Consider the following 13,570-nt stretch of genomic DNA (forward strand, 5'->3'; position numbering starts at 1 on the left):
AAGCGCCGCCCCAGGACCTTCCGCCCATTGCCAGTACCGGACAAAAGATGGCAATCATGTAAAGATGCCGCGGGAGTGGTAAAAATCGGTTATAGGTGTGAAAAATTCAGCCTTAAAAAAGAATGCTTTTATCTTTTTTAGATTTAAAAACAACGCATTAATTTAAATGAGCATGGCATAAATTATATACTTTATTTTACGATAATTAAGACTATTGTCGATAAATGAGCGCGAATAATAAAAAAAATGAAACGTCGTGCCGATTTTTTTTATTAATAATACATTTTTTTTGAGCGATAGAAATAAGCTTATGAGAACCTGCCGCAAATAAATCAATTATGTTTTTGTGATACTCATCACATCCCTCTTTATATGCGTGCCAGGGTGACGATCTGAATGGCGTGGATATGAAGGTAAGGCTCAGTCCGATGCTTAGAATACAAAATTACATTGGCATTCATTTTCCGGCATGTGTCCCTATCACTTTATGCAAATTATTTTCTAAGGAATTGTAAATGGGCAGCTCAATTTTCCTCGGTATATTATGGCATTTCGTCGGCGCCGCTTCCGCCGCCTGTTTTTACGCGCCGTTCAAGCAGGTCCGGCGCTGGAGCTGGGAGACCATGTGGTCGCTGGGCGGGTTCTTTTCCTGGGTGGTGTTGCCCTGGACCGTCAGCGCCATCCTGCTCCCCGATTTCTGGGGCTATTTCGGCGCGTTTTCCTGGTCGACATTGCTGCCGGTATTTCTGTTTGGCGCCATGTGGGGCGTGGGAAATGTTAATTACGGCCTGACGATGCGCTATCTCGGCATGTCCATGGGGATCGGCATTGCCATCGGCATCACCCTGATTGTCGGCACGCTGATGACGCCTATCCTGCAAGGGAAGTTCGGCGCCATGGCCGGCTCGACCGGCGGCCAGATCACCTTGCTGGGCGTATTCGTCGCCCTGATAGGCGTCGGCATCGTCAGCTATGCCGGGGTAATGAAGGAAAAAGCGCTCGGCGTCAGCGCCCAGGAGTTCAGTCTTAAGAAGGGCCTGATCCTGGCCGTGCTGTGCGGGATCTTCTCCGCCGGCATGTCCTTTGCCATGGATGCCGCGGTGCCGATGCATATCGCCGCCAAAAATATCGGCATCAGCCCGCTGTACGTGGCGCTGCCCAGCTATGTGATCATCATGGGCGGCGGGGCTATCGTCAATCTGGCCTACTGTTTTTTCCGGTTGGCCACCAGGCCCGAACTGTCGATAAAAGCGGATTTATCCGTGGGGAAATCCCTGCTGATAGCCAATGCGCTGTTCGCCATCCTCGGCGGCGTCATGTGGTATCTGCAATTTTTCTTCTATGCCTGGGGACACGCCAATATTCCGGAACAATACCGTTATGTCAGCTGGATGCTGCATATGAGCTTTTATGTGCTGTGCGGCGGCATCGTCGGCCTGCTGCTCAAGGAGTGGCTGGCCGTGGGCAAAAAACCGGTGCGGGTGCTGAGCCTCGGCGCGATGGTGATTATCCTGGCGGCCAATATCGTCGGCCTGGGCATCGCCTCCTGAACGGGGCGGGCCGCCGGTGATACGGCACCCGGCCCGCCATTTACCGCCTGAGCGCCGTGCCCAGCCCCGCAAGCGTGGGCGTCAGGCTGGCCCCGTTCGCCGGGCGCGGGAAATCGGCGGCCGCCAGGCGCCAGAAGGCCGGCGTTTCATCAAATTGATGCTCCAACTGCTCAATGCCCTCGCTGATGGCGCAGGCCACCAGGCTGGCGGCATGCGCAATCGGTCCGCTGGGGTTATGCGGCGCGCAGCCGGCGCCGTGGGCGGCCGCAAGCGTTGCCACCTCCAGCACGCCGGTGATGCCGCGCGCATATTTGACATCCGGCATCACCACATCGTAAGCGCCGGCGGCGAGCCAGGGAAGAAACGCGGCGGGATGCGTCAGTTCCTCCAGGCCGGCCAGGCGCATGCCCAGGGTATTGGCTGCGCCGCGCAGGTGTTTCAGGGCGGGGATATTTTCCGGCGTTTCCGCCAGCGGGCACTCGAACCAGCTGACGCCAAGCGCCGCCAGTTCCGGTAATACCGCCGACGCGCCCGGCGGGTCGAAGCGCCAGTGGCAATCCACATACAGCTCGGCGGCGGGTCCGATGGCCGCGCGGGTGGCCGCCACGCGCGCCAGCCCATCGTCCAGCCGCCGCCGGCCCAGCGGCGTCAGGCGGATATCGGGGGTCAGGCCGTCGAAAGGCGCTATCTTGATACGGTTAAATCCCGCCGCGCGCGCACGTTGCGCCGCCCGGGCGAAACCCGCCCCGTCGCGCTGGACGATGCTGCGATTGATATTGGCATACAACGGGATGCGGGTGCGGTAGCCGCCGCCCGCCAGCGATGCCGCGTAGTCGCCCCTATCTTTGCCCCGGATATCCCACATCGCCTGTTCCAGGGCGCTGGCCATCGCCGCCTGGGGTACGCCGCGGGTTTCCCGGGCAATATAGGCGGCAAGCGCCTCCCAGGGCTGTCCCAGCAGATATCGCCGGGCGGCGTCATGGCAGGCGTCGAGCGCCCCCGGCTCGCGCACCCAGCTGGCCTCGCCCCAGCCGCATGCGCCGTCCGCCCGCGCCAGGCGGATAAATGACCAGGTGGTTTTGGTCGTGACCGGACAATGCACCAGTTCCAGCGCGGCGATGCGCGAATTATTCATGGGGTTCCTTCGTGGCGGCGTCAAAGGTTTGCGACCCGTCCGCATGCGGGGCATGCTCACGCATCCGGTTGAGCAGCACCAGCTTTGCGCGCGCGGTATGGGCGGCGGTTACGGCCGCCGCCGCTTCACCGTCGCCGGCGGCGAAGGCCGCCAGCAAGAGCCGGTGATCGGCCACCACGCCGGCAAAACGGTCGGCTTGATAACCGTAGCGTTTCCACAGGGCGCGGATCAGCCGCCAATGCCGCTCGAGAATCAGGCTGGCGTCGCGGTTGGCGGCAATGTGATGAATGGCGGCGTGAAAATCGCGATTGGCGGTAAGCGCCTCGGCGGCGTCGCCGCGGGCAACCGCCTCTTCGTGCCGCGCCCGCAGCGTTTCCAATTGTTCCAGCCACTGCGGCGTCATGCGCCCGGCGGCGCGGCGCGCCAGGTAGCTTTCAATCAACATGCGCACATCCAGCAATTCGGCCACGAAGGTCTCATCCACCGCCGCCACCCGCGCGCCCTTATTGGGCTGGGCGACGATCAGCCCTTCGCTTTCCAGCCGCTGCAGCGCCGCCCGTATCGGCATATGGGACACGCCGAAACGCGTGGCCAGCGCGTCGATGCGCAGCGGCGCCCCGGCGTCGAACTCCTGCCGGTTGATGATGGCGTCCCGGAGCCGGTCGGTAATGTCCGGTTCGCCGTCGTGGATGGGCTTATCTATTTTTCGCATAACGATATTTGATCAAATCATATGAGATGTGGAGTTATTTTCTGTTATAAATCGGCTTTATTCAATAGTATTCGGACAACAACAGACAATAATTTGATCAAATAACGCATTGCCGTTGGTTGGTCCATCGTTGAAGCGAGTATGAGGGATAGTATGACGTTAAAGATGTTCAGCGGCCGTGCCCGCGCCGGCGGCCTGCTGCTGGCGCTGCTGTTAAGCTTGGCATTGGCGGGCGGCAAGGCCCTGGCGGCGGCGCGCGATACCCTGGTGATTGGACAAAGCGCCGATATCACCTCCTTTGATCCGACGGAACTGCGCATGGGCACCTTTGTGCTGACGCATCTGCTGTATAACACGCTGATCCGCCTGGATGCCGACGGCCGTCCGCAGCCGGAGCTGGCGCGGTCCTGGACCCGCTCCGACGACGGCAAAACGCTGACGCTTAAACTGGCGGACGGCGTGACGTTCCATGACGGCCGGCCGTTTACCGCCAGGGATGTGGCGTTCAGCCTGAACTATGCCCGCGATCCGGTTAACGGCGCCAATATCCTGCCGCTGGCCAAAATGATCGGCAGTATCGATACGCCCGACGATCGCACCGTGATACTGCATTTTGCCGGCGCCTCGGACGCAATCTTCGATTTACTGGATCTGGCGTTTATTATCGACGGCAGCGCGCCTAAAAAAATCAAAACCGGCGGCAACGGCACCGGTCCGTTTAAACTGAGCCGCTACCTGCCGGGCGAGGACGCGGTGTTTGTGCGTAACGAGGCCTACTGGGGGCCGCGTCCGGCGCTAAAGAAAATCACCCTGAAAGTGATTCCCGATCAGCAGTCCGGGGTGATGCAGCTGCGCGCCGGCACGGTGGATTTTTTGCCGTCTTTGGACCGGGAAGCCGCCGAACAGCTGGCCGCGGCCGGTTTCGCCACCGGCGCCGCCACCGTGGAGGGACGGGTGCTGGATATTACGCTGAATACCCGAACCCCGCCGCTGGATAAGCCCGAAGTGCGGCGCGCCATCGGCCTGGCGCTGGATCGCGCGCGTATCGCCCATGATATCGCCGGCCCGGACGCCCGGGTGAAATGCCTGCCCTGGCCGCATTTTAGCCAGCGCGAGGCGGCGGGGCATGAAAACGCCTGTACCTTCGATCTGGCCCAGGCTAAACAGCTGATCCAGCAGGCGGGCGCCGCCGGGGCGGAAATATCGCTGATGTCGCGCAGTCAGTCCGAGCCGCAGATTGGCGCCATGGCGCAGATGCTGCAAAGCGCGCTGCGCGACATCGGCCTGAAGGTGAATATCGTCGAAATGTCCGAGGCCGCCTATATATCGCGCCTGCGCAAAGGGGATTTCCAAATGGCGGCCCATGTCTACGCCCGCGCCGGCCGCGGTCCGTCCACCATCCTGATGTCGGCGGTGATTTTCCGCGCCACCGATAACCTGGCGGGCGTCAAATCCCAGCAGTACCAGGACGATGTGGCCCTGGTGACCTCGCGGCCGCCGGATGAACAAACCGATCGCGCCTGGCAGCGCATCGACAGCTTTATGCTGGAGCAAAACTGGGTATTGCCGGTGGCGACCCTGCCGGTGCTGTGGGCCTCCGCCAAGGGGCTGACGGGCGTGCGTTTTAATCTGGACGGCATGCCGATCCTGAGCGCGGCTTCCTTCCAGCCATGAGCCGGACCAGGAGAAACAGACGATGACCGCCTATCTGCTACGCCGGCTGATGCAGTGGATCCCGGTGCTGCTGGTCTCAAGCATTATCGTGTTCGCGGTGGTGCGCGCCATGCCGGGCGATCCGGCCGAACTGATTGCCGGGCCGGACGCAAGCCGGGAGGATGTGCAGCGCATCCGGGTGGAATATGGTCTCGACCGGCCGTTGCCGGTACAGTACGCCGCCTGGCTGGGGCATATGGCGCGCGGCGATTTCGGCGTCTCCTATATCTATCATCGCGATAACAGCGAGCTGATTTTCAGCCGCCTGCCGTATTCCCTGCTGCTGGCCGCCACGGCCCTGTTCAGCGCGCTGGCGGTGGGGGTGCCGTTGGGCCTGGCCGCCGGCCTGTGGCAGGGCAAAGCCGTCGACTGGCTGGCGTCGGTCTTTTCCTCCGTGGCGGTGGCCACGCCTAATTTCTGGTTCGGCATGCTCGCCATCCTGCTGTTCGCCGTCACCCTGGGCTGGCTGCCGCCGGGGGGATTTGTCAGCCTTGATGAATCGTTCGCCGGTTTTGCCCAGGCGCTGGTGCTGCCTACCCTGACGCTTGGGCTGCACGGCGCGGCGGTGCTGGTGCGCTCGACCCGCGGCGCGGTGGTTGACACACTGGGAGAGGGATACATCCGTACCGCGCGGGCCAAGGGACTGAGCCGTGGGCATATCATTTATTGGCATGTGCTGCGTAATTCACTGCTGCCGATTGTCACCATGACCGGCATTCTGCTGGGCCGCATGCTGGGCGGGGCGGTGGTTATCGAGTCGGTGTTCGCCTGGCCGGGCATCGGGCGCCTGCTGGTACAGTCCATTATCAATCGCGATTACGGCATGGTGCAGGGGATCCTGATCGTGCTGGTGCTGTTTTTCCTGCTGCTGAACCTGGCGGTCGATGTATTGTACGGCGCCATTGACCCGCGCATCCGCCTGGTCAAGGGGGCGGCGTGATGAGCGCAGACGCTGTGGAAACGAGCGGCGCGGCGGCGGCCGGACCCGGCCGGCTGCGGTTGCTAAGGGCGCTGCTCGCCACGCCCTCCGGCCTGTTCGGCCTGTGCGGCGTGGCGATGATTACGCTTGCGGCATTGCTGGCCCCCTGGCTGGCGCCTTGCGATCCGGATGTCCAGTTTGCCGGGCTGCGGCTGGTGCCGGCCGGTACCGGCGGCCATTGGCTGGGTACCGACGAGCTGTCGCGGGATCTGCTCAGCCGGGCGCTGTTCGGATCGCGCATCTCCCTGCTGGTGGGGTTTACCAGCGTGAGCGCGGGCGCGGTACTGGGCATCGTGGCGGGACTGGTTGCCGGCATGGGGCCGCGCTGGCTGGACGCGCTGCTGATGCGGGGCTGCGATATCCTGCTGGCCTATCCCGGCATTTTGCTGGCGGTCATGACGGTGGCCATCCTGGGCGCCGGGCTGGCGCAAATCTGTATCGCGGTGGCACTGGTGAACATCCCTATTTTTGCGCGCCTGATGCGCGCGTCGGTGCTGCGCGAGCGCGAGCTTGACTATGTGAAGGCGGCGGTGGTGCAGGGCAGCGGCCCGTGGCGCATCATGCTGCGTCATGTGCTGCCCAACAGCATCGGCGTGGTGATAACGCAGCTGGCGTCGGCGGCAGGCCACGCCATTTTGCTGGAGGCGTCCTTATCTTTTATCGGCCTGGGCATCAAGCCCCCGGCCGCCTCGTGGGGAACGATGCTCAGCAGCAGCCGCGATTACCTGGCGACGGCGCCGCTGTATGCCGTGGTACCCGGCCTGCTGTTACTGGTGCTGGTACTGGCGCTGAATCAACTGGGCGACGCGCTGCATAAGGCGCTCGACCCGCTGGGGAGGTCCTTATGACAAGCCATGAACTCCCGGCGCCGCTGCTGGAGGTGACGGGGCTAAGCGTTGATCTCGCCACCGGCCGGGAACGTTGCCGGGCGATCGATAATATCTCCTTTAGCGTCGAACGCGGCGAAACCCTGTGCATCGTCGGTGAATCCGGCTCGGGCAAGACGCTGACGGCGCTGGCGCTGATGTCGCTGTTGCCGGCGGGCATCGAGGTGGCCGCCGGCAGGATGCGCTTTGACGGCCGGGATTTACCGGCGCCGGAGGCAGGGCGGGGCGCCGGGCCGTACGGTGATGAGATCGCCATGATTTTCCAGGATCCGATGTCCTCGCTTAACCCGGTGCTGACCATCGGGCGACAGATTACCGAAAGCATCCGCCGCCACCAGCCCTCGCTCACCCGCCGGCAGCGCGCCGACCGGGCGGAAGAGGTGCTGGCGCTGGTGGGTATCCGCGATGCCGCCGACAAAATGAAACGTTATCCCCACGAAATGTCGGGCGGGCTGTGCCAGCGCATCCTGATCGCCATCGCACTGGTAAACCATCCGCGGCTGATTATCGCCGACGAGCCGACCACCGCCCTGGATGTTACCGTGCAGGCCCAGGTCATGGCGAGCATGCGCGCCGCCTGCCGGCTGACCGGCGCGGCGCTGTTGCTTATCACCCACGATATGGGCCTGGTGGCGCAGTATGCCGATCGGGTGCTGGTGATGTATGCCGGCCGTATCGTCGAACAAGGGCGGGCGGGGCGGATATTCCGCGCGCCGCGCCATCCCTATACCCGGGCGCTGCTGGGGAGCATTCCGCGCCTGGACGACGACGTGGACCGGATACTTGCGGCCATCAAGGGCGAGCCGCCGCTGATATCCCGCCTGCCCGCGGGCTGCGCCTTCCGCCCGCGCTGCCAGCTGTGCCGGCAGCGCCCGATCTGCGCCGGCCAGATACCGCCGCTGCGCGCGGACGGGGCCGATCCCGCGCATGCCAGCGCCTGTCATTTTGCCCATGAACTGGCCGCGCCGGTCCTCATGGAGAGGAACTAATCGCCTATGTCAAGCGCAGGTATACCGCTCGCAAGCCCCACCGCGCCACCGCCGCTGCTGCGGGTGGAGGGCATCGAAAAACATTACCCGCCGTCAGGCGGCGGTTTGCGCCGCGCCGCCGCCGTCAAGGCGGTGAATGGGGTGGATTTGACGCTGAACGCCGGTGAAACCCTGGGCCTGGTGGGCGAGTCTGGCTGCGGCAAATCCACCCTGAGCGCGGTGCTGGTGGGGCTGACGCGTCCGACCGCCGGGCGCGTCTGGTTCGACGGCGAGGATATTACCGCCCTGCCCAGGCGGCGCAACGCCAGGCTGTGCCGGGAATTTCAAATCGTCTTCCAGGACCCTTACGCATCCCTCAACCGGCGCATGACCGCTTTTGATATTATCGGCGAGCCGCTTACCGTGCATCGCATCGGCAACGCCGCCGAGCGGCAAAAACGGATTTATGCGCTGATGCGCCAGGTGGGGCTGGATCCGGCGCTGGCGCAGCGTTATCCGGCGGAGTTTTCCGGCGGCCAGCGCCAGCGCATCGGCATCGCCCGCGCGCTGGCGCTGAGACCGCGGCTGCTGATTCTGGACGAGCCGGTCTCGGCCCTGGACGTGTCGATACAGGCGCAGATCCTTAATTTACTGAAGCAGTTGCAGCGGGAGCATGGGCTGGCCTACCTGTTTATCTCCCATGATTTGCGCGTGGTGCGTTATATGGCGCCGCGTATCGCCGTGATGTACCAGGGGCGCATAGTCGAAACCGGCGGGCGGGAGCAGATTTTCTCCGCCTCGGCCCATCCCTATACCCGGGCGCTGCTGGCGGCGGTGCCGCCGGCCGAACCGCAGTGATGTGGGTAGCGCCGCAACACCGGCGGGTTGCAGTGAAACATGCGCCCGGCGCGGGGCTTCCCCCAGCGCTGGGATGACGGTACGGCCGTAGGATCACAGCGGCGGCAGTATCCCCTGGTCCCCCACGCTGTCAATCAACGCGCCGGAGGCCACCAGCTGCGCCGCGGCGGCGATATCGCCGGCCATATACCGATCTACCGTCAACGGCGCAATCTGCTCCCTGACGCGGCGCGCCGCCATCGCCAATGGCGCGCTGGTCCGCAGCGGCAGCCTGAATTCAAGGCCCTGTACGGCGGCCATCACCTCAATGCCGAGGATGGCGTACAGATTATCCAGCATCCTGCCCAGCCGCATGGCGCCGTGGCAGGCCATGGAAACATGATCTTCCTGATTGGCTGACGTCGGGGTGGAGTCTACCGATGCCGGATGCGTCATCTGCTTGTTTTCGCTCATCAGGGCGGCGGAGGTGACCTCGGCTATCATCATGCCGGAGTTCAGTCCGGGCGCGGCCACCAGAAAGGCGGGCAACCCAAAGCTCATGGCCGGGTCGACCAGCAGGGCGATGCGCCGCTGGGCGATAGCGCCTATCTCGGAAATGGCCAGCGCCAGGATATCGGCGGCGAAAGCCACCGGCTCCGCGTGGAAATTACCGCCGGACACCACGCTGTTATCGGATAACAGCAGCGGGTTGTCGGTAACGGCGTTCGCTTCGCGCGCGAGCGTGACGGCGACCTGGCGGATCAGGTCCAGGGCCGCGCCGGCCACCTGCGGCTGGCAGCGGATACAATAAGGATCCTGCACCCGCTCGTCGTTTGCCAGATGGCTTAAGCGGATTTCCGACCCGCGCAGCAGCCAATTGAGGGCCCGCGCCGTATCAATCTGACCGGGATGGCCGCGCAGTTGGTGAATCTCGTCATGGAACGGCGCGGTGGAGCCCATGACCGCATCGGTGACCAGCGCGCCGGAAATCAGCGCCGACTGTAGCGCCCGGTGCGCCCCGAACAGCCCTTTCAACGCCAGCGCGGTGGACGCCTGGGTGCCGTTGATCAAGGCCAGTCCTTCTTTGGCCGCCAGGATGATAGGCCGCAGGCCCGCCTGCTCCAGCGCCTGCGCCGCCGGCATGCGCTGACCGCGCAGCTCCGCGTCGCCTTCGCCCATCATGGCGGCCACCATATGCGCCAGCGGCGCCAGATCCCCGGACGCGCCAACCGATCCCTGGCTTGGGATCACGGGCATGATATCGTGGGCCAGCAGGGCTTCAATCAGGCCGATAACCTCATAACGCACGCCCGAGGCGCCCCGGCCCAGCGAAATCAGTTTCAACGCCATGATCAGACGCACCACCGGTTTGGCCAGCGTGTCGCCCACGCCGCAGCAGTGCGACAAAATCAGGTTGCGCTGCAGTTTTACCACATCGTCGGCGTGGATACGCACCGAGGCCAATTTGCCAAAGCCGGTATTGATGCCGTAGACCGCCGCTTCGCCCTGCACGATTTCCGCTACGCGCGCCGCGCTCTTGCGAATGGCCGGCTCCATCGCGGGATCCAGCCGTACGGGCTCGTCGGTCCGGTAAATACACTCAAGTTCAGCCAGCGTGACGGCGCCGGGTTTTAATATAATCGTCATGGTTTTTTCCTGCCAATAAAAACATCAACCGCGCCGCGGCCAAAGCGCGGCGGCCTGGTCAGCCGGCAAACGCCGGCGCAAGCCGCCCTGTTGCCCCTTGCTCAGACCAGCTCGACGGTCAGCCAGATGGGGGTTTTGGTGTCAAAGGTGCTTTTCCATACCTCGGCGCCGACCTTATCCAGGCGATCGGCATGCTCGGGAATGACCTCTCCCAATACCGGTTGGGCCAGGTCCTCGGTGGTCGGTCCGTACTGCACGATAAATTTCTGGCCGGTGGATTGGGAAAAACGCAGCCGCCCCTTGGGCGCGTCGCAGATCCGCTCGCGCACCTGTATCGGCGCGGTGGATACCAGCGGGCACCAGGCGTACATGGATTCGCCGGTGACCACGGCGTGATCTTGCAGGACGGTAAAAGGCAGGGCCGCCATCAGGTCCTGGCATAACTCCGGATTTTCATGGACCGCCAGATAGGCATCCACGGTAATATCCAGCGGTTGCCAGGTCAGGCGGATCTTGCGGCCCGGCTTGATATGCACCCGCCGGGATGCATCGGCAATGGCGGGCGCGGCCACCTCGGGGTTGGCGTAGGTAAACTGCTTGCCCAGTCCCCACGGGAAATAATGGAACGACCAGGCGGCAAACGTATCGGTATAGATGCAAAACGCCCGGATCGCCTCTATCGCCTGCTGGCGCGATGTCGCCCGCGGCAGCCATTGGCGCAGGGACAGCGCCAGTTTGCCCAGCTGCGGGAATCCGCTGTAGCGCAGGTAGTTGCTGTACGGGTGATCGAAACTGTCGAGGATAAAGCAGAACTGCGGCAGCGTGATATCCGGGTTTTCAATGATTTGCAGCAAGGGATAATAGGTATACATGGAATAATCGCGCATCATACCGGCCGCGATATCCCAGGTACCGAAATACTGGCCGTAGCTGCCCGCCTGGTTCTCCAGGGTTCCGGTGCGAAAGGCGTAAATCTCCGCGGGCTCCTCGCGGGCCATGGCCGCGGTTTGGCTGCGAACGTGATCGATCACATCCCCCAGGCTGGTATAGCTCATTACGTTCTCCTGTCATGGTTTTCGCTAAAACGTGCGCTGGCGGCTCTTATGGCGCGACGGCGCGGACAGGTTTATTGTATATACAATTAATATTTATGTATATACAATTAATAATAAGCACGAGACTTTTCTTCAGCGGGCGTGGCCATACTCCCTGACAAAGTGGCCCGGGGTCACCTCTTTCATAAAACCGGGAGCCCTGCCGTCAAGCTGGCCGGCGTCGAAAAACAGACGCGCTTTACTCCGTTCCCGCGCGGGGTCGGCTTCCAGGGTGGCGCTCAGCAGCGCCTGGGTATAAGGGTGGCGGGCATCGTGAAAAATGGCCTCGGCGGGGCCGGTTTCCACGATCAGACCGCGCAGCATGACGGCCACCCGATGGCAGATATGGCGCACCATGCCCAGGTCGTGCGAAATAAACAGATACGCCAGCCCCTGTTCATCCTGCAGCTGTTGCAGCAGGTTTATGATTTGGGCCTGGATGGAGACGTCCAGGGCGGTTATCGGCTCATCGGCCACGATCAGCTGCGGCGACATGGCCAGCGCCCGTGCAATGCAGACGCGCTGGCGCTGGCCGCCGGAAAATTCATGGGGATAGCGGCCGAGATGACGGGCGTCCAGGCCGACTTTGGCAAACAGGGCCCGCACGCGCTGCATAAGCGCCTCACGGGGTATTTTGCCCTCATGGATCACTATGGGATCCGCGACAAAACGGCCGACCGTCATCCGTGGATTGAGGGAAGAATAGGGATCCTGGAAAATAATCTGCATCACCTTGCGCAATGGCCGCAGCGCGGACTGGCTCATACCGACCAGGTCGCGGCCGTTAAGCAATACCCGGCCGCCGGTCGGCCGTTCCAGCTGCATCACGCAGCGCGCCACCGTGCTTTTGCCCGAGCCGGACTCGCCCACCAGCCCGAGGGTTTCCCCCCGCGCCAGGGTAAAGCTGACGCCGTCAACCGCCCTGAGCACGGCGCGCGCGCCCAGTAAAGACGCGCCGGCGGGATAGTCTTTGCATAATCCTTCCACCTGTAGCAGCGGCGGGGAGCTCGGGGGCATGCCGTTCATGTCGCGTTATCCTTATCAAGATCCGCCAGGCAGCGGGGCAAATCGTACCAGGCCGCCACCCGATGGCGCGGTTCATCGGGCGAGACGGGACGCAGCGGCGGCGCGTCAAGAAAACACCGCGCGGTGGCGAACGGATTGCGCGGCGCAAAGGGGTCGCCGGGCGGTCGCCGCGCCGGATCCACCGGCTGGCCGGCAATCTGGAACAGCGGTTGCCGGGGTCGCTGTCCCCGGCCGGGGATCGATTGCAACAGCGACCAGGTATAGGCGCTGTGGGGTTGGCTGAACACCCGTTCCACCGGTCCCGTCTCCATGATCTTGCCGGCATACAGCACCTGCATGCTGTCCGCCATCGCGGCCACCACGCCCATGTCATGGGTAATCCAAATGATGGACATCTTCATTTCGTCGCGCAGATCGCGGATAAGCGCAATAATCTGCGCCTGGATAGTCACGTCCAGGGCGGTGGTCGGCTCATCGCCAATCAGCAGTTTGGGTTTGCAGGCAATCGCCATGGCGATCATGACCCGCTGGCGCATGCCGCCGGAAAACTGAAAGGGATACTGCCTGACGCGCCGCGCGGGGTCGGCGATGCCCACCAGGCCGAGCAGGTCGACGGCGCGCCGGCGCGCCTTGGCATGGCTCATCCCCAGGTGATGCACCAGGGGTTCCGCCAGTTGCCGGCCAATGGTCAGCACCGGATTAAGCGAGGTCATCGGCTCCTGGAAAATCATGCCGATCTGCGCGCCGCGGATGGCGCGCAGCGCTTTATCCGACAGGCTCAGCAGGTTGTGCCCCTGGAACATGACCTCGCCGTGGACCAGGGCGCGGCTGCGCGGCGGCAATAATCCCAGCATCGCCAGCGCCTGCATGCTCTTGCCGCTGCCGCTTTCGCCGACGATGCCCAGCGTCTGGTTATCCTCCAGGCTATAGCTGATATCGTCGATAATCCTGACCGGCGGCGCGCCGCGTCCGGCCGGAACAGCCACGGTTAAATTACGCACGTCGAGCAAAGGCTGCATGGC

The 13,570-nt window shown here is 63.2% G+C and carries 12 protein-coding genes; 6 read left to right on the forward strand and 6 right to left on the reverse strand.

The annotated features are described in order from the left end of the window. Window positions 1-515 precede the first annotated feature (515 nt). Window positions 516-1,550 (forward strand): L-rhamnose/proton symporter RhaT, encoded by a 1,035-nt coding sequence (rhaT, locus tag ACL2XG_RS00475; RefSeq protein ID WP_413723184.1) that lies wholly within the window; start codon window positions 516-518, stop codon window positions 1,548-1,550. Window positions 1,551-1,590: 40 nt separating this feature from the next. Here the strand turns inward: rhaT and ACL2XG_RS00480 are convergent, their stop codons facing one another. Both ACL2XG_RS00480 and ACL2XG_RS00485 read right to left on the reverse strand, forming a co-directional pair. Continuing rightward, window positions 1,591-2,685 carry an enolase C-terminal domain-like protein gene (locus tag ACL2XG_RS00480; RefSeq protein WP_410014480.1) on the reverse strand — a complete coding sequence of 365 codons (1,095 nt, stop codon included), beginning with the start codon at window positions 2,683-2,685 and terminating at the stop codon, window positions 1,591-1,593. Then, window positions 2,678-3,397: a GntR family transcriptional regulator gene (locus ACL2XG_RS00485; RefSeq protein ID WP_413723183.1), complete on the reverse strand. Its 720-nt coding sequence runs from the start codon at window positions 3,395-3,397 to the stop codon at window positions 2,678-2,680. Before ACL2XG_RS00485 ends, ACL2XG_RS00480 begins: the two co-directional genes overlap by 8 nt. A 153-nt stretch (window positions 3,398-3,550) precedes the next feature. Between ACL2XG_RS00485 and ACL2XG_RS00490 the strand changes: the two genes are divergently transcribed. Genes ACL2XG_RS00490 through ACL2XG_RS00510 form a run of 5 tightly spaced genes read left to right on the forward strand, consistent with a single transcriptional unit; the run spans window position 3,551 to window position 8,802 of the window. Next, on the forward strand, window positions 3,551-5,071 hold the full coding sequence (locus ACL2XG_RS00490; protein WP_413723182.1) for an ABC transporter substrate-binding protein: 1,521 nt from the start codon (window positions 3,551-3,553) through the stop codon (window positions 5,069-5,071). 22 nt (window positions 5,072-5,093) lie between these two features. Then, on the forward strand, window positions 5,094-6,050 hold the full coding sequence (locus tag ACL2XG_RS00495) for an ABC transporter permease (protein WP_413723181.1): 957 nt from the start codon (window positions 5,094-5,096) through the stop codon (window positions 6,048-6,050). After that, window positions 6,050-6,937 (forward strand): ABC transporter permease, encoded by an 888-nt coding sequence (locus ACL2XG_RS00500; RefSeq protein WP_413723180.1) that lies wholly within the window; start codon window positions 6,050-6,052, stop codon window positions 6,935-6,937. The genes ACL2XG_RS00495 and ACL2XG_RS00500 overlap by 1 nt, the downstream gene beginning before the upstream one ends. Further along, window positions 6,934-7,965 carry an ABC transporter ATP-binding protein gene (locus tag ACL2XG_RS00505; RefSeq protein ID WP_413723179.1) on the forward strand — a complete coding sequence of 344 codons (1,032 nt, stop codon included), beginning with the start codon at window positions 6,934-6,936 and terminating at the stop codon, window positions 7,963-7,965. Before ACL2XG_RS00500 ends, ACL2XG_RS00505 begins: the two co-directional genes overlap by 4 nt. A 6-nt stretch (window positions 7,966-7,971) precedes the next feature. Further along, window positions 7,972-8,802 carry an ABC transporter ATP-binding protein gene (locus tag ACL2XG_RS00510; protein ID WP_413723178.1) on the forward strand — a complete coding sequence of 277 codons (831 nt, stop codon included), beginning with the start codon at window positions 7,972-7,974 and terminating at the stop codon, window positions 8,800-8,802. A gap of 93 nt (window positions 8,803-8,895) precedes the next feature. On the opposite strand, the gene hutH is transcribed toward ACL2XG_RS00510, so the two are convergent. The 4 genes from hutH to ACL2XG_RS00530 all read right to left on the reverse strand — a co-directional run bounded on the left by hutH (window position 8,896) and on the right by ACL2XG_RS00530 (window position 13,567). Further along, window positions 8,896-10,428: a histidine ammonia-lyase gene (gene hutH, locus ACL2XG_RS00515; RefSeq protein WP_413723177.1), complete on the reverse strand. Its 1,533-nt coding sequence runs from the start codon at window positions 10,426-10,428 to the stop codon at window positions 8,896-8,898. A 101-nt stretch (window positions 10,429-10,529) separates the two neighbouring features. Then, window positions 10,530-11,483 carry a hypothetical protein gene (locus tag ACL2XG_RS00520; protein ID WP_413723176.1) on the reverse strand — a complete coding sequence of 318 codons (954 nt, stop codon included), beginning with the start codon at window positions 11,481-11,483 and terminating at the stop codon, window positions 10,530-10,532. A 132-nt stretch (window positions 11,484-11,615) separates the two neighbouring features. Then, on the reverse strand, window positions 11,616-12,548 hold the full coding sequence (locus ACL2XG_RS00525; protein ID WP_413723175.1) for an ABC transporter ATP-binding protein: 933 nt from the start codon (window positions 12,546-12,548) through the stop codon (window positions 11,616-11,618). After that, window positions 12,545-13,567, reverse strand: a complete 1,023-nt coding sequence (locus ACL2XG_RS00530; protein ID WP_410014490.1) for an ABC transporter ATP-binding protein — start codon at window positions 13,565-13,567, stop codon at window positions 12,545-12,547. The genes ACL2XG_RS00525 and ACL2XG_RS00530 overlap by 4 nt, the downstream gene beginning before the upstream one ends. Window positions 13,568-13,570: the final 3 nt, after the last annotated feature.

Source organism: Sodalis sp. RH24, from assembly GCF_047324145.1.
Lineage (GTDB): Bacteria > Pseudomonadota > Gammaproteobacteria > Enterobacterales > Enterobacteriaceae > Acerihabitans.

What these genes read in the sequence shown, in the direction of transcription:
- rhaT (WP_413723184.1), top strand. Translation starts at nt 516, where the DNA reads ATGGGCAGCTCAATTTTCCTCGGTATATTATGGCATTTCGTCGGCGCC.
- ACL2XG_RS00480 (WP_410014480.1), bottom strand. Translation starts at nt 2,685, where the DNA reads ATGAATAATTCGCGCATCGCCGCGCTGGAACTGGTGCATTGTCCGGTC.
- ACL2XG_RS00485 (WP_413723183.1), bottom strand. Translation starts at nt 3,397, where the DNA reads ATGCGAAAAATAGATAAGCCCATCCACGACGGCGAACCGGACATTACC.
- ACL2XG_RS00490 (WP_413723182.1), top strand. Translation starts at nt 3,551, where the DNA reads ATGACGTTAAAGATGTTCAGCGGCCGTGCCCGCGCCGGCGGCCTGCTG.
- ACL2XG_RS00495 (WP_413723181.1), top strand. Translation starts at nt 5,094, where the DNA reads ATGACCGCCTATCTGCTACGCCGGCTGATGCAGTGGATCCCGGTGCTG.
- ACL2XG_RS00500 (WP_413723180.1), top strand. Translation starts at nt 6,050, where the DNA reads ATGAGCGCAGACGCTGTGGAAACGAGCGGCGCGGCGGCGGCCGGACCC.
- ACL2XG_RS00505 (WP_413723179.1), top strand. Translation starts at nt 6,934, where the DNA reads ATGACAAGCCATGAACTCCCGGCGCCGCTGCTGGAGGTGACGGGGCTA.
- ACL2XG_RS00510 (WP_413723178.1), top strand. Translation starts at nt 7,972, where the DNA reads ATGTCAAGCGCAGGTATACCGCTCGCAAGCCCCACCGCGCCACCGCCG.
- hutH (WP_413723177.1), bottom strand. Translation starts at nt 10,428, where the DNA reads ATGACGATTATATTAAAACCCGGCGCCGTCACGCTGGCTGAACTTGAG.
- ACL2XG_RS00520 (WP_413723176.1), bottom strand. Translation starts at nt 11,483, where the DNA reads ATGAGCTATACCAGCCTGGGGGATGTGATCGATCACGTTCGCAGCCAA.
- ACL2XG_RS00525 (WP_413723175.1), bottom strand. Translation starts at nt 12,548, where the DNA reads ATGAACGGCATGCCCCCGAGCTCCCCGCCGCTGCTACAGGTGGAAGGA.
- ACL2XG_RS00530 (WP_410014490.1), bottom strand. Translation starts at nt 13,567, where the DNA reads ATGCAGCCTTTGCTCGACGTGCGTAATTTAACCGTGGCTGTTCCGGCC.